The organism is Burkholderia ubonensis, assembly GCF_902833085.1.
Lineage (GTDB): Bacteria > Pseudomonadota > Gammaproteobacteria > Burkholderiales > Burkholderiaceae > Burkholderia > Burkholderia ubonensis.
This window is the reverse complement of record NZ_CADFEB010000009.1, coordinates 281,727-301,574: the sequence shown is the minus strand read 5'-3', so window position 1 is coordinate 301,574 and position 19,848 is coordinate 281,727. Positions and strand designations below refer to the sequence as shown.

The window sequence follows — 19,848 nt, the reverse complement described above, 5'->3', positions numbered from 1 at the left end:
CGGCCGGGCAAGCGATTGATTCACTTGATCGCGAACAATCTCGGAATGTTCGCCGCCTCGTTACCTGTTGCCGTCCATCTGTCGAATCGTTGGTTGTTCGGCGTCAATTTATTGACCAACAAAATAATCGATTGTTTTGTTATTTTAAATCCGAGCAACTTACTGAAAATCCTGCCAAATAAATTGGCACATCACAACCGAAAAGGGCCCAGCCGGCATGAGATATTGCAATGCTTTACATTCTTGAATCAAGCAACCGGCAGCTTACAAAGGGTCGGGATATCTTGCGAGATTTCTGACCAGATCGCGTTCGAAATAATTCGCTTTCTGAAAAACCATTGCGCACGAGCAGATTTAAGTCGTTTCGATTATTTATATAATCATGACCGGTATTTTTTAAATTTACGCCTGGCGATGCGCGCGGCCCTGTCCTATATTTAGCCGCATGGCTAACCATGATGCCGGCATCAGCGACGTGTTCCATGCGCTGTCCGATCCGACCCGCTGCGCGATCATCAGCGCGCTCGGCCACGGCGAGCAGACCGTATCCGCGCTGGCGGCGCCGTTCGATATGGCGCTGCCGTCCTTCATGAAGCATGTCGCCGTGCTCGAGCGCAGCGGCCTCGTCCGGACCCGGAAGCGCGGACGGTCGCGCACCTGCGCACTGGTCGGAAGCCGGCTGTCGGAAGCGGAGCAGTGGATCGCCGCACAACGCGCAAGGTGGGAAACGCGGTCCGCGACTGCATGGCCGAATGCGTCGAACGCCATCATGCAGAGGAGCAAGCCGATGTCACCCGAACCCGCTGAACCCGACGACACTCGCGACCTGGTCATCACCCGCGTCCTGCATGCGCCGCGCGCCGCGTTGTGGCGCGCGTGGACCGATCCCGAACTGCTGAAAGCGTGGTGGTGCCCGAAGCCCTGGACCACCGAGGTGCGCGCGTTCGACCTGCGGCCGGGCGGCGCATTCCACACGTTCATGCGCGGCCCCGACGGCGGCACGAGCGACAACCCGGGCTGCTTCCTCGAGATCGCGCCCGAAGCGCGCATCGTGTTCACGTCGATGCTCACCAGCGGCTGGCGGCCGCATACGCCGTGGCTCGGGTTCACCGCGATCGTCACGCTGAACGACGACGACGCCGGATGCCGCTACGAAGCCCGCGTGATGCACCCCGACGCCGCGACGCGCGACCGGCACGAGCAGCTCGGCTTCTTCGAAGGCTGGAATATCTGCATCACGCAGCTCGACGAGCTGGCGGGCACGCTGCGTTGATCGTGTGCCGGCCGCCGATGCGCGACGGCACGCCCCGCGTTCGATCGAACGTTCTTCCGGAGGGAACGGCATGGCTCGCTTGAACTCGACCCGCGTCAGCCGACATCTGAACGCGCCCCGCGCGAAGGTGTATCGCGCGCTGCTCGATCCGCACGCGATCGAGCAGCGGAAAGCGCCCGACGGCATGACCTGCCGCGTGGATGCGTTCGATGCGCGCGAAGGCGGCGCGTTCCGCATCACGCTGATCTACGACGCACCGACCGGCGTCGGCAAGACGACCGGCCGCACCGACTCCTATCACGGCCGCTTCGTGACCCTTGTGCCGAATGAGCTCGTCGTCGAGATCGACGCATTCGAAACCGATGATCCCGCGCTGCGCGGCGCGATGACGATCACGATCACGCTGTCCGACGACGCAGGCGGCACGCGCATCGACGCGGTCCACGACGGCCTGCCGCCCGGCGTGCCGGCCGCCGACAACGAGATCGGCTGGCGCATGGCGCTCGCGAAGCTCGCGGCGCTGGTCGAAACCGGTTGAGGGTGACGGTCGAACGCCGCGCGCGGCAGGCGCTGCGCGAAACCCGCCCCCATGCGACACTGGCTCGCATCCGCGACCGCCTCGACACGCCGTGCCTTCGCGCCGTCGTCACCGGCGGCCACCCCCGCACATGCTTCGGAGAGCACCCGAAATGAGCACCGTGACCACCGCAACGTGGTATTTCGATTTCGTTTCGCCGTTCGCCTATCTGCAACTGGAACAGTTCGAGCGCCTGCCGCCGACGCTGACCATCGAGCCGCGCCCGATCGTGCTCGGCGCGCTGCTCGCGCACTGGGGCCAAAAGGCGCCCGCCGAGATCGCGGCGAAGCGCGTGTTCACCTATCGTCACGCGCAGTATCGCGCCGACAAGCTCGGCATCCCGTTCCGGATGCCGCCCGCGCATCCGTTCAATCCGATCCGCCCGCTGCGCCTCGCGATCGCGATGGGCGGCTCGCTCGACGTGATCCGGCGCATCTTCCGGTACATCTGGTGCGACGGGCATGACGTCGCGTCGCCGGAAGGCTTCGCCGCGCTGTGCGACGCCGTCGGCTTCCCCGAAGGCGTAAGCGCCGTCGATGCGCAGGACGTGAAAGACGCGCTGCGCGCGCATACCGACCACGCGATCGCGCACGGCGTGTTCGGCGTGCCGACGTTCGAATGGGATGGCGAACTGTTCTGGGGCGAGGATGCGACCGCGATGTTCGTCGATTGCGTCGCGTCGCGCGCGTGGCTCGACTCGCCCGAAGTGCAGCGCATCAGCGCGTTGCCGGACGGCATCCGGCGCAGTTGAGCCCGCGGGCCGGACGTGCTTCGCGACGTCCGCCCGATTCCGCCGCGCGCCGGCCAAACCGGCGCCGCAATTGTCATCCACAAGACAACTTCCGCCCGCCGCGCCGCCTACACTCGCGGCATCACAACCCGGGAGGAGACGCCGATGCGCTACGCAAACAAGGTGAGACCGGTCGACGACGCGCTGTCGCACGTGCACTCCGGCAGCCGCCTGATGCTCGGCGAATTCGTCGGCGCAGGCGAAGCCGCCGTCTGCATCGACGCATTGCTGCGTCGCGACGTGAACGGACTGACGCTGATCGCCAACACGCCCGGCCTGCGCGGCGGCTTCCTCAAGGCACAGCTGTTCGCGTCCGGCCAGCTCGCCGAATTCATCGGCACGCACGTCGGCACGACCGACGAATCGACGCACGCGTACCTGACCGACACGGTGCGCGTGACGGAGTTCTTCCCGATGGGCACCTGGGCCGAGAAGGTGCGCGCCGGCGCGATGGGCCTGGGCGGCGTGCTCGTGCCGGTCGGCGTCGGCATCCTCGACCAGCCGGGCATGTTCCCCGCCCTCGATGCGCCCAAGCGGAAGATCGAGATCGACGGCCGCACGTGCTTCGTCGAGCCGCCGCTCACCGCGGACGTGTCGATCATCAAGGGCTGGCGCGCCGACACGTTCGGCAACGTCGAGTTTCGCGGCACGTCGCTGCAGAACCAGCGCGACATCGCGATGGCGGGCCGCTACACGATCGTCGAAGTCAACGAGATCGTCGAGGTCGGCGCGATTCCGCCCGAGCGGGTCGGTTGTCCCGGCGTGTTCGTCGATGCGGTCGTGCAGGGGCTGACGCTCGACGAGCAGCACGCGCTGTACCGCCGGCAATGGACGAAGCTCGGCCGGCTGCCGACCGCCGACGACGCAGCGCACGCCTGATCGACGCGCCCCCGCACCCGCCATGAAGGAGACTGCCATGCCCGCCCTCGCGCTGCCCACGCATCCGAAGCAACGCATCGCCGCCCGCTGCGCGCAGGAATTGCGCGCGGGCGAAGTCGTCAACCTGGGGCTCGGCATCCCCACGCTGACCGCGAACTATCTCGACGCCGACGCCGGCGTGATCTTCCATACCGAGAACGGCGCGTTCGGCTTCGGCGGCCGGCCGTCGCTCGACGCGCTCGACAGCGACGTCACCAACGCCGGCTGCGAACCGATCACGTTGCCGCCCGGCGCGGCGCTGATGGATCTCGCGACGTCGCTCGGCGCGATGCGCAACGGCTATATCGACGTCACGATCCTCGGCGCGCTGCAGGTCGACGCGCAGGGCAACCTCGCGAACTGGGCGTGCCGGCGCGACGGCAAATGGTGGCCCGGAATCGGCGGCGCAATGGACCTTTGCCACGGCACGCGCAAGGTGATCGCCGCGCTCCAGCACACCGACAAGCACGGCCGCCCGAAGATCCTGCCGCGCTGCACGCTGCCGCTCACCGGCAGCGGCTGCGTGAAGGTGATCGTCACCGAGCATGCGGTGTTCGACGTGACGGACGACGGCCTGGTGCTGCGCGAAATCCTGTCGCATGCAACACTGGAGGACATCCGCGCCATGACCGGCGCGCCGTTCACGCTGGCGCCGACGCGGCACGCGCAGGCCGCGCCGGCAACCCCGGAAGGACTCGCGCGATGAGCCCCAAGCAAACCGCCACCTGGTATTTCGATTTCGGTTCGCCGTTCGCGTATCTGCAGCTCGAGCAGTTCGAGCGGCTGCCGCGGACGCTGAGCGTCGAGCCGCGCCCCGTCGTGCTCGCCGCGTTGCTGAAGCACTGCGGGCAAAAAGGCCCCACCGAGATCGCCGCCAAGCGCGGCTTCATCTACCGCTACGCGCATTACCGCGCCGGGCAGCTCGGCATCGCATACCGGATGCCGCCCGCGCATCCGTTCAATCCGATCAAGCCGCTGCGGCTCGCGATCGCGATGGGCGGCTCGCTCGATGCGATCCGGCGCATCTTCCGCCATATCTGGCGCGACGGGCATGACGTCGCGTCGCCGGAAGGCTTCGCCGCGCTGTGCGACGCCGTCGGCTTCCCCGAAGGCGTGACCGCCGTCGAGGCGCAGGAAGTGAAGGACACGCTGCGCGCGCATACCGACCACGCGATCGCGCGCGGCGTGTTCGGCGTGCCGACGTTCGAACTCGACGGCAACCTGTTCTGGGGCGAGGACGCGACCGCGATGTTCGTCGATTGCGTCGCGTCGCGCGCGTGGCTCGATTCGCCCGAAGTGCGCCGCATCAGCGCGCTGCCCGATGGCATCCGGCGTGACTGAGCCGCCCGTCCCCGGCGCCGGCCCCGCGCGCCCCGGCATCGGCCGCGCGCGGCTCGCGCATATCGCCGCGTGGTCGATCGAGCTGCCCGACGACGAGGCGGAGCGCGCCTGCGCGGGCATCGTCGAGAAGACGTTCGCGCGCGGCGCGTGCATCTGCCCGAAAAACACCGTGCTCGAAAGCTGGACCGGCGTCGTGACCGGCCTGATCAAGATCGGCACGGTGTCGCCGGAAGGGCGCAGCGTCACGTTCACCGGCGTGCCGGCCGGCGGCTGGTTCGGCGAGGGCACCGTGCTGAAGAACGAGCCTCGCCGCTACGACATCGTCGCGCTGCGCGACACGCGCATGGCCTTCATGGACCGGCCGACCTTCATGTGGCTCGTCGAGCACAGCGTCGCGTTCAACCGCTTCCTGGTCCGTCAGCTCAACGAACGGCTGTCGCATTTCATGGCGCTGCTCGAATACGACCGGCTGCTCGATGCGACGCCGCGGCTCGCGCGCTGCCTCGCGTCGCTGTTCAATCCGGTGCTGTATCCGGGCGGCGGCGATCATCTCGACATCACGCAGGAAGAGCTCGGCCTGCTGTCCGGCATCACGCGGCAGGTCGCGAACCAGTCGCTGAAGACGCTGCAGAAGGAAGGGCTCGTGCGGCTCGAATACGGCGGGATCACCGTCGTCGATCTCGCGCGTTTGCGTTGCTACGGCGCGTAAGGCACGCCGGGCGCGCCGAGCGCGTCACGCGTCGTGCCCTTCGACCAGCCCCGGCACCGCCTCCCGCATCAGCGCGGCGAACCGCACGAGCCGCGACGGATAGAACTGCGCATACGGATAGGTCAGGTAAACCGGCAGCGGCGCGGCCTCCCATTGCGGTGCGAGATGCACGAGGCGCCCGTGCGCCAGTTCGTCCGCCAGCAGCCACGACGAGCCGACGCACGCGCCGACGCCCAGCAGCGCGGCGCTGCGCAGCGCATACAGGTTCGCGGTGCTGATGCGCGGCCGGATCGCGATGCGCCGCGTCTCGCCCGTGACCGCATGCGTGAGCGCCAGTTCGTTGCGATAGTAAGTGCTCAGCGACAGCCACGGCAGCGCGGCGAGCGCGTCGGGCTCGGCCGGCACGGGGGCGCCGTTCAGCACCGACGGCGCGGCGACCACGAAGCGCGGCACCTTCGACAGCCGGATCGCGACGACGCCCGGATCGGTCGGCTCGCCGACCTGGATCGCGCAGTCGATGCCGCTGCCGACGAAATCCCGCACCTCGTCCTGCAGCAGCCACTCCACCGACACGCGCGGATAGTCGCGCAGAAACCCCGCCAGCGGCCCGACGAAGCGCTCCTGCCCGAACGCGTGCGGCACCGCGACCCGCAGCAGCCCCTCGGGCTCCTCCTGCGCGCCGCGCAGGTCGGCTTCGAACGACGCCCAGCTCGCCAGCAGCTCCTTCGCGCGCTTGAAGCAGCGCTCGCCGTCGACGGTCAGCCGCATCGTGTGCGTGGTGCGCTGCAGCAGCCGCACGCCGAGCGAGCGCTCGAGCGCCTGCAGCCGGCGGCTGATGGTCGGCTGGGTCGTGTTCAGTTGCGCGGCGGCGGCCGACAGGCTGCCCGATTCGACTATGCGCACGAAGGTTTCCATCAGCTCGAAACGATAGCCGGCGCCCTCCACCGGAACCGTGCGGTGACGCGCAGACCCGCCAGCAGCGGGCTTGACATGGGATTTTTCTTTCATACGCCAAGCGTATAACAAATCTGCGCCGCACGGTACTACCGTCGCTCGCGCCACGCCGGCACACTCGCGTCCATTCCTTCACCCGACATAGGTGCCCATCATGTCCACCCCGACGAACCTCGACGCCGCGGCCCGCGCGCCGCTTGCCCCGCCGCACGCGGCCACCGCCGCCGCTCCGCTCGACGGCCGCCTCGTGCTGCTGCTCGCCGCCGCGGCCGGCCTCGCGGTCGCGCCGCTCTACTACAGCCAGCCGATGCTCGGCGTGCTCGGGCCCGATCTCGGCGCGTCCGAGCGCGCGGTCGGCCTCGTGCCGACGCTGACGCAGCTCGGCTATGCGCTCGGCATCCTGCTGCTCGCGCCGCTCGGCGACCGGTTCGACCGCCGCCGCGTGATCGTGACCAAGGCGGCCGCGCTGGTGGGCGCGCTGCTGCTGGCCGCGGCCGCGCCGTCGATCGGCCTGCTGCTGGCCGCGAGCTTCGCGATCGGCCTGTCCGCGACGATGGCGCAGGACGTCGTGCCGGCTGCGGCCACGCTCGCGCACGACACGCATCGCGGCCGGACGGTCGGCACCGTGATGACCGGCCTGCTGATGGGCATCCTGCTGTCGCGGGTGGTCAGCGGCTTCGTCGCCGAGAACCTCGGCTGGCGCGCGATGTTCGTGATCGCCGCCGCGAGCGTCGCGGCGATCGGCGTCGTGGCTGCGCGCGGCCTGCCGCGCTTCGAACCGACGACGCGCCTGCCGTATCGCGCGCTGATGGGCTCGCTCGGCGAGCTGTGGCGCCGCCATCCCGCGCTGCGGCGCGCGGCGCTGGCGCAAGGCCTGCTGTCGGTCGGCTTCAGCGCGTTCTGGTCGACGCTCGCGGTGATGCTGCACGGCGCGCCGTTCCATCTCGGCAGCGCGGCAGCCGGCGCATTCGGTCTCGCAGGCGCGGCCGGCGCACTGGCCGCGCCCGTCGCCGGCCGGCTCGCCGACCATCATGGGCCGGAGCGGGTCACGCGGATCGGCATCGGCATCGCCACGCTGTCGTTCGCGGTCATGGGGCTCGCGCCGCTGCTGCCGGCGCATGCACAGCTCGCGCTGCTCGCGGTGGGCACGATCGGCTTCGACCTCGGCGTGCAGGCGACGCTGATCGCGCACCAGTCGATCGTGTACCGCATCGATCCCGCGTCGCGCAGCCGCCTCAACGCGGTGCTGTTCGTCGGCATGTTCATCGGCATGGCGGCCGGCGCGGCAATCGGCAGTCAACTGCTCGCGCAATTCGGCTGGACCGCGGTGCTGGCGCTCGCCGTCGCGGCGTCGCTCGCGGCACTCGCCACGCGGATCTGGCGGCGCTGACGCGGCACGCGCGCCGGCACGGCCGGCGCGTGGCACACCGGGCGGGCACGCACGTCGTGCCCGCCCTTTTTTATTTTCGTGCGACCGACCCGATGCGCACGTGCGAATGCAATGCGCAGACCAATCGGTTCAATTTTTTTCCAGTTCACCGAAATATTTTTTCAGGAGCCCGCATCCGGCCCCTTTGTCGAAAGCCCGTTTCATCAGGGGATTCCCGGTATTTTTTCGCATTTTCTTCGCAATTCCGGGTGGACATACTTGCCACCCCGTGGCGCTTGCGCCGAGAACCGCAGAACATGAACAGCTTCGATACCGCCATCCAGCTCTACCTCACCCGGATCACGCTCAGCCCGCTGCTGAATCATGCAATCCGCGTCGTCGCCGGCCTGTACACGTTCAAGGGCTTCGTGCTCGTTCCGGTGCTGTGCTGGCTGTGGTTCCAGCCGGGCCCGCACAGCGAGCGGCGGCGGGAGATGATCGTCGCGACGATCGCGAGCGGCCTCGTCGCGCTCGCGGCCGGCCGGCTGCTCGCGAAGACCCTGCCGTTCCGCTTGCGGCCGATCTACAACCCGGAACTGCACCTGCACTTTCCGTCCGCGGAACTGCGCGCGGCGACGCTGCAGACGTGGAGTTCGTTTCCGAGCGACCACGCGATGCTGTGGATGGCGATCTCGACCGGCATCTTCCTGATGTCGCGCCGCGTCGGCGTGCTCGCGCTGCTGTATACGATCGTGTTCATCTGCGTGCCGCGCGCGTATCTCGGCTTTCACTATCCGACCGACCTGCTGGCGGGCGCCGCGATCGGCGTCGCGATCACGTGGCTGATGACGCGCGACGTGATCCGCGCGCACTATGCGCCGCCGGTGCTGCGGCTGATCGGGCGCTTTCCGGCGCCGGCGTACACGCTTGCGTTCCTGCTGTGCTTCGAGCTGATCACGCAGTTCGACGAACTGCTGACGCTCGCGCTGTCGGCCAGGCACACGCTGTAATCGGGGCGGGCCTCGCGATGCTGCCGCTGCTGCTGTCACGTCGAACCACCGAGCGCTGCCGGTCGCTCGCGCCGGCGTCCCGCGATGCGGCCGCCGGCGCTAAAGCCGGCCATTCACGACCGCACGCCCGTCGGCGCGCCAGCGCAGCATGCCGCCGCCGAGATTCGCGATCGCGTCGAACCCCGCCTGCCGCAGGATCACGGTCGCCTGCGCGGACCGTCCGCCCGCGCGGCACACGGTCACGATCGGCCGGTCGCGCTTGAGCTCGGCCGCGCGCGCGGCCAGTTCGCCGAGGGGAATCGGCGTCGCGTCCGGAATGTGCCCGAGCGGCCCGGTGAATTCGGCGGGCTCGCGCACGTCGACGACCTGCACCGCGTTCAGATGATCCTCGAGCCACTGCGGATCGATTTCCCAGAAGCCGGCGAACGTGTAGACGAGCGGCGCCCAGCCGGGCTCGTCCTGCCGCTCCGGCGCGCTCGCCGCGATCCCGCATTTCAGGTTCGCGGGCACCGCGACATCGATCCGGCGAGGGTGCGGCAGCCCGAGGTTCGTCATGTAGCCGGCGAAATCGTCCTCGCTGAGATCGCCGCCGAGGCGCGGATTGAAGCGCCGCTCCTCGCCGACGCTCGTCACGGTCAGCCCGCGATAGTCGTGCGCCGGGTACAGCAGGCAGCTTTCCGGCAGCGTGAAGAGCCGGCCGTGCACCGCGCGATACATCGCGCGCGGGTCGCCCTGCTGGAAATCGGTGCGGCCGGTGCCGCGGATCAGCAGGCAATCGCCGGTGAACGCCATCGATTCGTCGTCGAGCACGAGGCTGATGCAGCCGTTCGTGTGGCCCGGCGTCGCGCGCACGGTCAGGTAGCGTGCGCCGAACGCGCAATGGTCGCCGTCGCGCAGATAGCGGTCCGCGCCCGCCGCGCCGCTCGCCGCGGAAATGGCGATGGCGCTGCCGGTGCGCTGCTTCAGCAGCCAGGCGCCCGTCACGTGATCGGCGTGCACGTGCGTGTCGATCGTCGCGCCGAGCCGCAGGCCGAGTTCGTCGATCAGCGCCGCATCGCGGCGCACCTGCTCGAACACCGGATCGATCAGCACCGCTTCCCGGGACGCGCGATCGGCCAGCAGGTACGTATAGGTAGACGATTGTTGATCGAAGAGTTGCCGGAAGATCATCACGATGTCGCTCCGCCTCCTGCCCTGCCACCTTTCCCGGCGCCGCGCGGCCTGCGCTGCGCGCCGCGTTACGTGCCACCCGCCCGCGCGGTCGGCCGCCTCGCAGGGCGAGCCGATCCGCATTCCGTCGTGCCGTCAACGCGGCTGCGTGACGTACCGCAGATACGGCTTCAGGGTCCTGAAGCCCTGCGGGTATTTCTTCTTCGCGTCGTCGTCCGACACCGACGTCGGGATGATGACGTCCTCGCCCGGCTTCCAGTTCACCGGCGTCGCGACCGTGTGCTGCGCATTCAGCTGCAGCGAATCGAGCAGCCGCATCACCTCGTCGAAATTGCGCCCCGCGCTCATCGGGTAGACCAGCATCGCCTTGACCTTCTTGTCCGGCCCGATGATGAACACCGAGCGCACCGTCGCGTTGTCGACCGCGGTGCGCGGCCCGCCGCTCGCGTTCGGGTGGATCATGTCGTACAGCTTCGCGACCACCAGGTTGTCGTCGCCGATCATCGGATAGTTGATCGCGTGCCCCTGCGTCTCCTCGATGTCCTTCACCCACCGCTGGTGATCGCTGACGGGGTCGACCGAGAGCCCGATGATCTTCGTGTTGCGCTTGTCGAATTCCGGCTTGAGCCCGGCCATGTAGCCGAGTTCGGTCGTGCATACCGGCGTGAAATCCTTCGGATGCGAGAACAGGATCGCCCAGTGGTCGCCGATCCACTCGTGAAAGCGGATCGTGCCCTCGGTGGTCTCGGCCGTGAAATCGGGCGCTTCTTCTCCTAGTCGAATCGACATTTCGTCCTCCATGGCATGGAACCGTCGAAATCCTCATGACGCGCGCGGGACGCAGGCAGGCACGCGCCGCGTCCCGCGCGCGCTTATAGCGTAGGTCAAATTGCGCGCGCCACGGGCGCCGCCGCGCAGCGCACGCGGCCGCAAAGTGTCCGATCCCGCATGCGCCCGCCGAGGCGCCGAACCGCCGCGTTGCGCCGCCTATACTTTTTTCATCGATTCCCCGAACGTGACGCACGCCCGCGTCGCGGCGCACCGGCGGTCGCGCGAACCGCCCGGCCGGTCCCCTTCCTGTTAGGAGAACATCATGCCTCGCCGCTATATCGATTGCCGCGAGTTTCCCAGCGCGATGAACTGCTCGGTCGCGATCTCCGCCGATTCCGACGGCGAACTGCTGGAGGCCGCGGTTCAGCACGCGGTCGCGGTGCACCAGCACACCGACACGCCCGAGTTGCGCACGCAACTGAGGACGCTGTTCCGCGACTGCACGCCGCCCGCCGAAGCACCCCGGCAGCCATGACCGGCGCACTTGCTTGACCCCGCCGCCCCTCCGTCGGCCGCTACCTCCCTTCGCATCGCCTCCCCTTCGCCCCCGCCGCGCCGGCGTCCCCGCCGGCCGGCGCGGTCATCGCCGGCCCCCGCATCCGCGCCCCGTTCTCCGCGTCGATCACACGTGAAACGTTTTTCAGGCGTTGCAGCGTGGCGCGCGCGTCAGGGAAAAAAATTCACCCATCAAATCATCGCGTTAGCACCCATGGCACGGCGCTCGCTTGCAACCGGAAGCAGGTTCGCATGTGCACGACATCAGCGCGCGCACGCCGGCGCGGTCGCGCCCACAGGAACATGGCGGCGTCGCCGACGCCGCGCCGGAACAGGCCGATGCCCTGTCCGCGCGTTCCGTTTCGTTGAACCCGACGCATCCCGGGAGCGCCGATCGGCGCCGACACGCCAGTCAGGCCGGCGGACGGGAAGTCATTTTTGCAACGTCTCGAACGACGCCAGTCGCTTCAGGAGGACACCATGAAAGTGCGAGGAACGAACGGATCGCTGCGCGTGTGGCGCGCGGTGCTGACCGGTCTGTGTGCGAGCGCCGTCGCGTTCGCCGCGCTCGGCACGACGGCATCGTTTGCCGCCGGCAAGGGGCCACGCCACGTCGGCCACGGCTCGCTGCCGTCGAAAGGAAACATCCCTGCCAAGTTTCCGACGCTGCCGACCGGCCCGCATCCGAGCGAGGCGAAGAACATCGGCAAGTTCAAGCCGCAACAACTCTAGGCATCGCGCTGAAGTCGTTGTCGGAGAAAAGATTCATTCATTCGATCACTGATGCGTGAGGTACGCCATGAGTGCAATACGTACGTTGTTCCGCTCCCCCGGGCCGCTGGCGCGCGCTCTGGCCGCGGCCGGGCTCTGCGCCGCGGCGCAGGTCGCCCACGCCGTCCCCGCGGACGCGCAAATCGACCTGAAGGTGCTGGTGCTCGCCAGCCAGCAGGCCGGCAACACACCCGAACTGCAGGCGACGCAGACGATCCTCGACCGGCTGGGCGTGCCGTACACGATCTGGTCGTACGACACCAACAACCCGACGCTGCCCCCGCTCGAAACCGGCGACCATGCGATGTACCAGGGCATCATCATGCCGATCAGCGACGCCCGCTACATGAACCCGTTCGCCGGCGGCGCGCTCGCGACGACGCTCGCGCGCTACCAGTTCAAGTACAACGTGCGGCTCGCGAGCGTCTACACGTGGCCGGGCGACACCGGCTGCATGCAGTACGTCGGCTACCGGGATACGACCGCGTCGCCGCTCGGCACCACGCTGACGGCCACCGGCAAGACGCTGTTCCCGTACATGAACGCCGGCACGAGCACGGCCAATCCGCTGACGGTGCAGAACGCGTGGACCTACTTCATGTCGCCCGCGAGCCCGCTGCCGGCCGGCACGACCACGACGACGCAGATCCAGGGCACGGCATCGAACGGCACGACCTATTCGGTCGCATCGACCTGCCTGTTCGGCAACACGACGCCGCTCACGGGCGACAGCACGTCGCGCGAGATCATGGCGGTGTCGTTCGACAACAACCCGTTCCTGATGCATTCGATGACGCTGTCGTACGGCCTCGTCAACTGGGTCACGCGCGGGCTGTTCGTCGGCGTGCGGCACGTGTACATGGATCCGCAGGTCGACGACAACGGCATCCCGGACGAGATCTTCCCGTATGCGGTGTCGGACTATACGGGCCAATGGTACGACGTCAGAAACGGTAACTGCCAGCCCAACAACCCCTGCGTGTACACATCCACGAACCCTCCGGGCCAGTGCCCGCTCGGCAGTCCCGTGGGCTCGACGAACCCGAACACGGGCACGACCGCGTGCGAGTACCGCACGGTCGGCTCGGACTTCGACAACACGATGAGCTGGCAGGACAACACCAACGCCAACACGGCCAACGCGGGTGCGCTGAAGTTCACGCTGGCGTTCAACGGGTCGGGCTACTCCACCGACTACGGCGGCCTCGGCAACTACCCGACGACGGGCACCGACACGCTGTCGGTCGAGACCAACTCGAACGAATACGAGTTCAAGTGGATCACGCACACGTACGACCACGTCCTGCTCGACCCGCCGTTCACGACCACGGCCTCGCAGGTCACGACCGAGCTGCAGAACAACGACAGTGTCGCGCAGACGTTCGGCTTCGAGCACTACAACAGGACCGTGATCGTCACGCCGGAAATCTCAGGGCTCTACAACGCGACGACGCTCGGCGCGCTGCAGGGGTACGGGATCACGGTGCTCGTCTCCGATTCGTCGAAGCCGACGCCGCCGGTCGGCACGTCGGGCTGCCCGATCAACAACAACGGCGTCGCGTGGCCGCTGCCGCCGTTCAACGCGGGCAAGTTCAACTGCGTGAACCAGAACATCTTCGAGATCCCGCGCTATGCGACGGCGCTGTTCTACAACGTGTCGCAGCCGGCGGAATGGGTCGCCGAATACAACTACTTCTATGGCGCGAACGGGATCGATCCGACACGGTGGGGCACCGACCAGACCTACGCGCAAGTGCTCGACCACGTGTCCGACACGCTCGTGAGCTACCTGCTCACGTATGACCTGCGGCCGCTGATGTTCCACCAGTCGAACCTGCGGATGTACAGCGGCACGAGCTTCCTGCTCGGCGATCTGCTGAACGCGGTGCTGACGAAGTACAACAAGTACTACAAGGGCATGCCGATCCGCAGCCCGTACCTGTCCGACGCCGGCACGCTCGCGAAGCAGCGGCTCGTGTTCAACTCGTCGAGCGTGGCCGCCACGCTGAAGCCCGGCGTGTCGATCACGCTCAGCGCATCGCGCAGCGACGGACAATCGGTCGTGGTGCCGGTCACCGGCGTAACGTTCGGCACCGTGCATGAAACGTACGGCGGCCAGAGCAATTCCACGATCACGCTGCTCCCGGCGACCAGCTATACGACCCAGATCACGCCGGCGCCCGCGTGGCAATAAATGGGAGGCCGACACGCAAACCGCGTCACGGAGGACGCCCGCCGCAAGGCGGGCGTTTTTTTGTGCACGGTCAGGGTGACGATCCGCGTCCGTCGACCGTTCGTGAATCTGTGAAACAATCGCGCTTCCCCGTCAGCCGGAATCCGGCTATTCAGCCAAGGAGCAGATCGATGATCACCTCGGGAAGCTGTCACTGCGGCAACATCTCCTTCGCGCTCGACTGGCGCGACGCCGCGCCTCGCATCGCCGCGCGTACGTGCACCTGTTCGTTTTGCCGCAAGCATGGCGGCTCCTGGACGTCCTGTCCGGCCGGCGCGCTCGAAATCACCGTGAAGGACCCGGCGCAGGTCAGCGCCTATGCATTCGGCACGCGCACGGCCCGATATCACGTGTGCCGCGCGTGCGGCGTCGTGCCGGTCGTGACGAGCGAAGTGGACGGCCGGCTCTACGGGGTCGTCAACGTCAACACGTTCGATGGGGTCGACGCCGCGCTCATCGACCACGCCGCGGCCGCTTCCTTCGACGGAGAGGGCACGGATGAGCGTCTCGCCCGCCGCAAGCGCAACTGGATACCGGACGTCGTGCTCCGCGAATGTCGCTGACGATCGACCCGAAACAGGCCGCCGCGCTGCTGGCCGTCGCCGACACCGGCAGCTTCGAGCAGGCGGCGCTGCGCCTGCACGTGACCGCGTCCGCCGTCACGCAGCGGGTGCGCGCGCTGGAGGCAAGCCTCGGCACGCCGCTCGTGCTGCGCACGCGGCCGTGCCGGCCGACCGTCGCCGGGCAGCGCGTGCTGCAGCACCTGCGCCGCGTCGCGCTGCTGCAGGCCGACCTGCAGAGCGCGCTTGCGGTCGAGCGCGAATCGCCGATCTCCGTCACGATCGCGCTCAATTCCGACAGCCTCGGCACCTGGTTCCTGCCCGCGCTGACGTCGGTGCTCGCCGGCGAGCGCATCCTGTTCGAGCTGATCGTCGAGGACCAGGACCATACGTTCGCGCTGCTCGAAAGCGGGATGGCGGTCGGCTGCGTGACGACCGAGCCGAAGCCGATGCGCGGCTGCGTCGCGACGCCGCTCGGCACGATGCGCTACCGGCTGCTCGCCGCGGCCGCGTTCGCCGCGCGCTGGTTTCCGCGCGGCCTCAATCGCGCGAGCGCGCGCCGCGCGCCGGTCGTCGCATATTCGCGGCGCGACACGCTGCAATCGTCGTTTCTGGAAGAAAAGTTCGGGCTGCCCGTCGGCGCATACCCGTGCCACTACGTGCCGGGCACGCACGCGCATTTCGCGGCGGTAAGGCACGGGCTCGGCTATGCGATGGTGCCCGCGCCGCTGCTCGGCGACACGCCGCTCGACGCGCAGGGCCTCGTCGATCTCGCACCCGCGCATCCGACCGACGTCACGCTGTACTGGCACGCGTGGACCGTGCAGTCGCCGGCGATGGCGTCGTTGTCCGCGCGCGTCGTCGAAGCGGCGCGGCGGCTGCTCGCGCCGCTCGCGCGCTGATCGCTTCGACAACGCAGCGACGCTGCGCCGCCGCCGCCCGCTTACGCGCGCCGCTGTGCGAAATACGCGCCGACCGCGGCGACGAACGTATCGACGTCCTCGCGCGACACGTCGCAGTGCGTGACGAAACGCGACGCGTACAGCATCTGCGTGAGGATTCCGCGTTCCTTGAGCCACGCTTCGAGCGGCGCGCAATCGGCCTCGGGAAACTGCGCGAACACCATGTTCGTCGCGTGCGACAGCACCTTCACCTCGTCGATGCGCGCGAGCCCCGCGGCAAGGCGCGCGGCGTTCTCGTGATCGTCCGCGAGCCGCTCGACGTTGTGATCGAGCGCATACAGGCAAGCGGCCGCGAGCAGCCCCGACTGCCGCATCGCGCCGCCGAGCACCTTGCGCCAGCGCCTTGCGCGCTCGATCAGCGGCCGGCTGCCGACCAGCACCGAGCCGACCGGCGCGCCGAGCCCCTTCGAGAAGCAGATCGACACCGTGTCGAACGGCGCGCACAGGTCCGCGATCGCGCGGCCCGACGCGACGGCCGCGTTGCACACGCGCGCGCCGTCGAGGTGCGTGGACAGCCCGCGGCTGCGCGCCACCGCAGCGGCCTCTTCCGCATAGCCGGCCGGCAGCACGCGGCCGCCGATCGTGTTTTCGAGCGCGAGCAGCCGCGAGCGCGCGAAGTGGTCGTCGAGCGGCTTGATCGCGGCGACGATCCTGTCGATCGGCAGCGTGCCGTCGGGCGCGTTGTCGATCGGCTGCGGCTGGATGCTGCCGAGCACCGCCGCGCCGCCGCCTTCGTATTTGTAGGTGTGCGCCTGCTGGCCGACGATGTATTCGTCGCCGCGTTCGCAATGCGCCATCAGCGCGGCGAGATTGCTCTGCGTGCCGCTCGGCAGGTACAGGCCCGCCTCCTTGCCCGCGCGCTCGGCCGTCGCGTCCTGCAGGCGCTTGACGGTCGGGTCGTCGCCCCACACGTCGTCGCCGACTTCGGCGGCTGTCATTGCGGCCAGCATCGCGGGGCTGGGGCGCGTCACGGTATCGCTGCGTAGATCGATCATCGGTGGTCCCTGAGTGAACGCGGGCCGGTACGGGCGTGCCCGAGCCGGCCTGCCGAAAGGAGACTCAGAGTGTACGCAATTCGCCGGGCGGTTGCCGGGCGCGTCAAGCGTCAATAACGCGGCGGCGGCGGCTGGACGCCCGGGGGCGGCATCGGCGGCGCGGCGCGCGGCGCGCCCTCATAGCCGCCGCTCATCCCGCCCGGCACCGGCACGCGGTTGCCGGTCGCGTACATGCATTGCAGGTACGCGTAGTCGTAGCGGCGCTGCACGTCGTACGCCGAACCCTGCGCGGCGCCCGCGCCGACCACGCTGCCCGCGAGCAGCCCCGCGCCCGCGCCGACGGCCGCGCCGCTGCCGCCGTTGAACGCGGCGCCGGCCGCCGCACCGAGTGCCGTGCCGGCCGCCGCGCTGCCGACCGCGCTCGCCGTCGACGCCTGCCCGGCGGTCACGCCGCCCGACTGCTGGAATGCGTACTGACGGCAGCTCGCGTCGTCGGCGCGGAACTGGTCGAACGACTTGCCCGTGCCGGGCAGCGCCATCACGGTCGGGCCGTTCGGCACGAACGCGCATGCGCTGACGAGGCCGGCCAACACCGCCAGCACGGGCCAGCGCGCATTTCGGATCGTGTTGCTCATCGTCGCACCTCCATCATTGCGGCCGCGCCGGCACCGACCGCCAACCCGACTTGCATTCCTTCACGTACGGGTAATAGTGCTTCGACGCGTCGCAGTAGTACCAGAGACCGCCGTCGTTCGCGTCTGCGCCGCCCTGCGCCTGGCCCTTCTCGATGTACTGCTGCGGCGGCGGCGGCGCGACGGGCACCACGACGACGGGCGGCGGGTAGTAATACGGCGCGGGCACGACGGGGTAGTAATACGGATAGCCCGGGCCGACGTAGACCCCGACGCGGGCGGCGTGGGCCACGCCCGCCGCGCCGATCGCGGCGGCGGCGAGCATGCCCCCCAGCGCTAGCTTCGATGCGTTCACGTCTCGTTCTCCGACAAACCGGCTCGCCACGCGAACCCGATGTCCTCAACGCTACGCCGCACGCGATCCGGCATCCATTACGGAGGCGCGCGGCAATGTTGCAAGACGTTACCGGTGTCACGGAAACCGCGCGCGGCGGCCGTCGGCGCGTGCGCCCGCGTTACCGGCCAACGGCTCGAAACGGACGTGCGGGCATCGCGCGCCCGATGATGCGACGCGCCATATTGACGCAGGTGCGGCGGGCCGCCGCGCCCCGCCCGCCGCGGGCCGCGCCGCGATCTTGATACGAATCAACGATTTAACGCGGCGCCGCCGCGCAGGGTCTGGACATCTGCGACGAGTTGGCGCATTTCGCAGCGCAATATCGCGTCCCATACTCCAGCCAACCCTGCAGCCGCGTTCGGCCAGGGTCCGCCGGCAGGCCCGCCGGCGGGTATCGACAGCTTCGGTCAACTGGTATGGATACCGCATTTTCGGCCCTCGATCTGGCCCGCCTGCAATTCGCGTTCACCGTCTCGTTTCACATCGTCTTTCCGGCGCTCAGCATCGGCCTCGCGAGCTTCATCGCGGTGCTCGAATACCGCTGGCTCAAGACCGGCAAGCCGTACTACAAAACCCTCTGCCTGTTCTGGTCGAAGATCTTCGCCGTCGCGTTCGGGATGGGCGTCGTCTCCGGCGTGGTGATGAGCTATCAGTTCGGCACCAACTGGGCCGGCTTCTCGAGCTTCGCCGGCTCGGTCACCGGTCCGCTGCTGATGTACGAAGTGATGACCGCGTTCTTCCTCGAAGCCGGCTTCCTCGGCATCATGCTGTTCGGCTGGAACCGCGTCAGCCCGCGCGCCCACTTCGGCGCGACGCTGATGGTCGCGATCGGCACGATCATCTCGACGTTCTGGATCCTCGCGTCGAACAGCTGGATGCAGACGCCGCAGGGCTTCGAGATCGTCGACGGCCGCGTCGTGCCGACCGACTGGTTCGCGATCATCTTCAACCCGTCGTTCCCGTACCGCCTCTTCCACATGGCGATCGCCGCGTTCATCGTGGCCGCGCTGGTGGTCGCCGCGACCGGCGCATGGCACCTGCTGAAGGGCCGTCGCGACCAGGGCGTGAAGAAGATGTTCTCGATGGCGCTGTGGCTGCTGCTGGTGCTCGCGCCGGTGCAGGCGCTGATCGGCGACCAGCACGGCATCAACACGCTGAAGCACCAGCCGGCGAAGATCGCCGCGATCGAGGGCCTGTGGGAAACCGAGAAGGGCGGCACGCCGCTCAACCTGTTCGGCATTCCCGACATGCAGGCCGAAACGACGCGTTACGCGGTGAAGGTCCCGCACCTCGGCAGCCTGATCCTCACGCACAGCTGGGACGGCGAGATCCGCGGCCTGAAGGAATACCCGCCGGAAGACCGGCCGAACTCGACGGTCGTGTTCTGGAGCTTCCGGATCATGGTCGGCCTCGGCTTCGCGATGATCGCGCTCGCCGCGCTCGCATGGCTGCTGCGCCGCCGCGGCCGGCTGTATGAATCGAAGGGGTTCCAGCGCTTCGCGCTGCTGATGGGCCCGACCGGTTTCGTGTCGCTGCTCGCGGGCTGGGTGACGACCGAGGCGGGCCGCCAGCCGTGGGTCGTGTACGGCGTGATGCGCACCGCGCAAGCCGTGTCGCCGCTCTCCGCGCAGCAGGTCAGCATCTCGATGATGGCGTTCGTGGTCGTGTACTTCCTCGTGTTCGGCACCGGCGTCTACTACATGCTCAAGCTGATGAAGGCCGGCCCCGCGCTGCCCGACGTCCCGCACGACGACAAGCCGGACACGCGCCCCGACCACACCGCGCGCCGCCCGATGTCGGCCGTCGAAGAGCTGATCGAGACCGTCTGAACGGCCCACCACACACGCATACGAGGATATTC

Annotated in this window: 21 protein-coding genes and 1 pseudogene; 16 read left to right on the top strand and 6 right to left on the bottom strand. The window is 68.5% G+C overall.

All coding sequences use genetic code 11. From position 1 onward, the window contains the following. Positions 1 to 445: 445 nt before the first annotated feature. From HWX31_RS25585 to HWX31_RS25550, 8 genes and pseudogenes are all read left to right on the top strand, one after another. Positions 446 to 807, top strand: a pseudogene (locus HWX31_RS25585) (ArsR/SmtB family transcription factor). Continuing rightward, positions 788 to 1,273 carry an SRPBCC family protein gene (locus HWX31_RS25580; protein ID WP_059634997.1) on the top strand — a complete coding sequence of 162 codons (486 nt, stop codon included), beginning with the start codon at positions 788 to 790 and terminating at the stop codon, positions 1,271 to 1,273. Before HWX31_RS25585 ends, HWX31_RS25580 begins: the two are co-directional and overlap by 20 nt. A 70-nt stretch (positions 1,274 to 1,343) precedes the next feature. Further along, on the top strand, positions 1,344 to 1,811 hold the full coding sequence (locus HWX31_RS25575) for an SRPBCC family protein (protein ID WP_174965390.1): 468 nt from the start codon (positions 1,344 to 1,346) through the stop codon (positions 1,809 to 1,811). Positions 1,812 to 1,962: 151 nt separating this feature from the next. Next, on the top strand, positions 1,963 to 2,601 hold the full coding sequence (locus tag HWX31_RS25570; protein WP_174965391.1) for a 2-hydroxychromene-2-carboxylate isomerase: 639 nt from the start codon (positions 1,963 to 1,965) through the stop codon (positions 2,599 to 2,601). Positions 2,602 to 2,745: 144 nt separating this feature from the next. Further along, positions 2,746 to 3,519: a CoA transferase subunit A gene (locus HWX31_RS25565; RefSeq protein ID WP_174965392.1), complete on the top strand. Its 774-nt coding sequence runs from the start codon at positions 2,746 to 2,748 to the stop codon at positions 3,517 to 3,519. A gap of 37 nt (positions 3,520 to 3,556) precedes the next feature. Further along, complete coding sequence (locus HWX31_RS25560; RefSeq protein WP_174965393.1) at positions 3,557 to 4,264, top strand: 3-oxoacid CoA-transferase subunit B; 708 nt, start codon at positions 3,557 to 3,559, stop codon at positions 4,262 to 4,264. Beyond that, positions 4,261 to 4,899 (top strand): 2-hydroxychromene-2-carboxylate isomerase, encoded by a 639-nt coding sequence (locus HWX31_RS25555; RefSeq protein ID WP_174965394.1) that lies wholly within the window; start codon positions 4,261 to 4,263, stop codon positions 4,897 to 4,899. Before HWX31_RS25560 ends, HWX31_RS25555 begins: the two co-directional genes overlap by 4 nt. Then, positions 4,892 to 5,608, top strand: a complete 717-nt coding sequence (locus HWX31_RS25550; protein ID WP_198390946.1) for a Crp/Fnr family transcriptional regulator — start codon at positions 4,892 to 4,894, stop codon at positions 5,606 to 5,608. Before HWX31_RS25555 ends, HWX31_RS25550 begins: the two co-directional genes overlap by 8 nt. Before the next feature lie 24 nt (positions 5,609 to 5,632). Here the strand turns inward: HWX31_RS25550 and HWX31_RS25545 are convergent, their stop codons facing one another. Continuing rightward, positions 5,633 to 6,616: a LysR family transcriptional regulator gene (locus HWX31_RS25545; protein ID WP_174965395.1), complete on the bottom strand. Its 984-nt coding sequence runs from the start codon at positions 6,614 to 6,616 to the stop codon at positions 5,633 to 5,635. A 100-nt stretch (positions 6,617 to 6,716) separates the two neighbouring features. On the opposite strand from HWX31_RS25545, the gene HWX31_RS25540 reads away from it, so the two are divergent. Continuing rightward, the gene (locus tag HWX31_RS25540) at positions 6,717 to 7,952 is read left to right on the top strand and encodes an MFS transporter (RefSeq protein ID WP_174965396.1); all 1,236 of its coding nucleotides are present in this window, start codon (positions 6,717 to 6,719) and stop codon (positions 7,950 to 7,952) included. Between the two features lie 296 nt (positions 7,953 to 8,248). Then, positions 8,249 to 8,941: a phosphatase PAP2 family protein gene (locus tag HWX31_RS25535; RefSeq protein WP_174965397.1), complete on the top strand. Its 693-nt coding sequence runs from the start codon at positions 8,249 to 8,251 to the stop codon at positions 8,939 to 8,941. A gap of 99 nt (positions 8,942 to 9,040) precedes the next feature. On the opposite strand, the gene HWX31_RS25530 is transcribed toward HWX31_RS25535, so the two are convergent. Together HWX31_RS25530 and HWX31_RS25525 are read right to left on the bottom strand one after the other, a co-directional pair. Beyond that, positions 9,041 to 10,111, bottom strand: coding sequence for a rhodanese-like domain-containing protein (locus HWX31_RS25530; RefSeq protein ID WP_059610669.1), 1,071 nt, complete (start codon positions 10,109 to 10,111; stop codon positions 9,041 to 9,043). A gap of 135 nt (positions 10,112 to 10,246) precedes the next feature. Further along, the gene (locus tag HWX31_RS25525) at positions 10,247 to 10,900 is read right to left on the bottom strand and encodes a peroxiredoxin (protein ID WP_174965398.1); all 654 of its coding nucleotides are present in this window, start codon (positions 10,898 to 10,900) and stop codon (positions 10,247 to 10,249) included. Between the two features lie 304 nt (positions 10,901 to 11,204). Here HWX31_RS25525 and HWX31_RS25520 point away from each other — a divergent pair, with 304 nt between their 5' ends. The 5 genes from HWX31_RS25520 to HWX31_RS25500 all read left to right on the top strand — a co-directional run bounded on the left by HWX31_RS25520 (position 11,205) and on the right by HWX31_RS25500 (position 15,903). Next, complete coding sequence (locus HWX31_RS25520; protein ID WP_174965399.1) at positions 11,205 to 11,417, top strand: DUF1059 domain-containing protein; 213 nt, start codon at positions 11,205 to 11,207, stop codon at positions 11,415 to 11,417. A 500-nt stretch (positions 11,418 to 11,917) separates the two neighbouring features. Then, positions 11,918 to 12,169 (top strand): hypothetical protein, encoded by a 252-nt coding sequence (locus HWX31_RS25515; protein ID WP_244143847.1) that lies wholly within the window; start codon positions 11,918 to 11,920, stop codon positions 12,167 to 12,169. A 67-nt stretch (positions 12,170 to 12,236) separates the two neighbouring features. After that, entirely contained in the window at positions 12,237 to 14,402 is a 2,166-nt protein-coding gene (locus tag HWX31_RS25510) for an Agd3-related carbohydrate deacetylase (protein WP_244143846.1), read from the top strand. Positions 14,403 to 14,572: 170 nt separating this feature from the next. Next, a complete protein-coding gene (locus HWX31_RS25505) occupies positions 14,573 to 15,004 on the top strand; it encodes a GFA family protein (RefSeq protein ID WP_174965400.1) in 432 nt (143 codons plus the stop codon). Beyond that, positions 14,995 to 15,903, top strand: coding sequence for an HTH-type transcriptional regulator ArgP (locus HWX31_RS25500; RefSeq protein WP_174965401.1), 909 nt, complete (start codon positions 14,995 to 14,997; stop codon positions 15,901 to 15,903). The genes HWX31_RS25505 and HWX31_RS25500 overlap by 10 nt, the downstream gene beginning before the upstream one ends. A 41-nt stretch (positions 15,904 to 15,944) precedes the next feature. Here the strand turns inward: HWX31_RS25500 and ltaE are convergent, their stop codons facing one another. From ltaE to HWX31_RS25485, 3 genes are all read right to left on the bottom strand, one after another. Beyond that, a complete protein-coding gene (gene ltaE / locus HWX31_RS25495) occupies positions 15,945 to 16,958 on the bottom strand; it encodes a low-specificity L-threonine aldolase (protein ID WP_174965402.1) in 1,014 nt (337 codons plus the stop codon). A gap of 110 nt (positions 16,959 to 17,068) precedes the next feature. Further along, positions 17,069 to 17,593 carry a hypothetical protein gene (locus tag HWX31_RS25490; protein WP_175933978.1) on the bottom strand — a complete coding sequence of 175 codons (525 nt, stop codon included), beginning with the start codon at positions 17,591 to 17,593 and terminating at the stop codon, positions 17,069 to 17,071. Positions 17,594 to 17,606: 13 nt separating this feature from the next. Continuing rightward, on the bottom strand, positions 17,607 to 17,945 hold the full coding sequence (locus tag HWX31_RS25485) for a hypothetical protein (protein ID WP_174965791.1): 339 nt from the start codon (positions 17,943 to 17,945) through the stop codon (positions 17,607 to 17,609). Positions 17,946 to 18,403: 458 nt separating this feature from the next. Here HWX31_RS25485 and HWX31_RS25480 point away from each other — a divergent pair, with 458 nt between their 5' ends. After that, positions 18,404 to 19,816 (top strand): cytochrome ubiquinol oxidase subunit I, encoded by a 1,413-nt coding sequence (locus HWX31_RS25480; RefSeq protein ID WP_174965790.1) that lies wholly within the window; start codon positions 18,404 to 18,406, stop codon positions 19,814 to 19,816. Positions 19,817 to 19,848 lie beyond the last annotated feature (32 nt).

Bases quoted from the DNA above. Each gene is read 5' to 3' on its own strand.
- HWX31_RS25555 (WP_174965394.1), top strand. From the start codon at position 4,261: ATGAGCCCCAAGCAAACCGCCACCTGGTATTTCGATTTCGGTTCGCCG.
- HWX31_RS25540 (WP_174965396.1), top strand. From the start codon at position 6,717: ATGTCCACCCCGACGAACCTCGACGCCGCGGCCCGCGCGCCGCTTGCC.
- HWX31_RS25545 (WP_174965395.1), bottom strand. From the start codon at position 6,616: ATGAAAGAAAAATCCCATGTCAAGCCCGCTGCTGGCGGGTCTGCGCGT.
- HWX31_RS25525 (WP_174965398.1), bottom strand. From the start codon at position 10,900: ATGTCGATTCGACTAGGAGAAGAAGCGCCCGATTTCACGGCCGAGACC.
- HWX31_RS25530 (WP_059610669.1), bottom strand. From the start codon at position 10,111: ATGATCTTCCGGCAACTCTTCGATCAACAATCGTCTACCTATACGTAC.
- HWX31_RS25535 (WP_174965397.1), top strand. From the start codon at position 8,249: ATGAACAGCTTCGATACCGCCATCCAGCTCTACCTCACCCGGATCACG.
- HWX31_RS25510 (WP_244143846.1), top strand. From the start codon at position 12,237: ATGAGTGCAATACGTACGTTGTTCCGCTCCCCCGGGCCGCTGGCGCGC.
- HWX31_RS25480 (WP_174965790.1), top strand. From the start codon at position 18,404: ATGGATACCGCATTTTCGGCCCTCGATCTGGCCCGCCTGCAATTCGCG.
- HWX31_RS25515 (WP_244143847.1), top strand. From the start codon at position 11,918: ATGAAAGTGCGAGGAACGAACGGATCGCTGCGCGTGTGGCGCGCGGTG.
- HWX31_RS25520 (WP_174965399.1), top strand. From the start codon at position 11,205: ATGCCTCGCCGCTATATCGATTGCCGCGAGTTTCCCAGCGCGATGAAC.
- HWX31_RS25560 (WP_174965393.1), top strand. From the start codon at position 3,557: ATGCCCGCCCTCGCGCTGCCCACGCATCCGAAGCAACGCATCGCCGCC.
- HWX31_RS25570 (WP_174965391.1), top strand. From the start codon at position 1,963: ATGAGCACCGTGACCACCGCAACGTGGTATTTCGATTTCGTTTCGCCG.
- HWX31_RS25565 (WP_174965392.1), top strand. From the start codon at position 2,746: ATGCGCTACGCAAACAAGGTGAGACCGGTCGACGACGCGCTGTCGCAC.
- HWX31_RS25500 (WP_174965401.1), top strand. From the start codon at position 14,995: ATGTCGCTGACGATCGACCCGAAACAGGCCGCCGCGCTGCTGGCCGTC.
- HWX31_RS25575 (WP_174965390.1), top strand. From the start codon at position 1,344: ATGGCTCGCTTGAACTCGACCCGCGTCAGCCGACATCTGAACGCGCCC.
- HWX31_RS25580 (WP_059634997.1), top strand. From the start codon at position 788: ATGTCACCCGAACCCGCTGAACCCGACGACACTCGCGACCTGGTCATC.
- ltaE (WP_174965402.1), bottom strand. From the start codon at position 16,958: ATGATCGATCTACGCAGCGATACCGTGACGCGCCCCAGCCCCGCGATG.
- HWX31_RS25505 (WP_174965400.1), top strand. From the start codon at position 14,573: ATGATCACCTCGGGAAGCTGTCACTGCGGCAACATCTCCTTCGCGCTC.
- HWX31_RS25490 (WP_175933978.1), bottom strand. From the start codon at position 17,593: ATGAGCAACACGATCCGAAATGCGCGCTGGCCCGTGCTGGCGGTGTTG.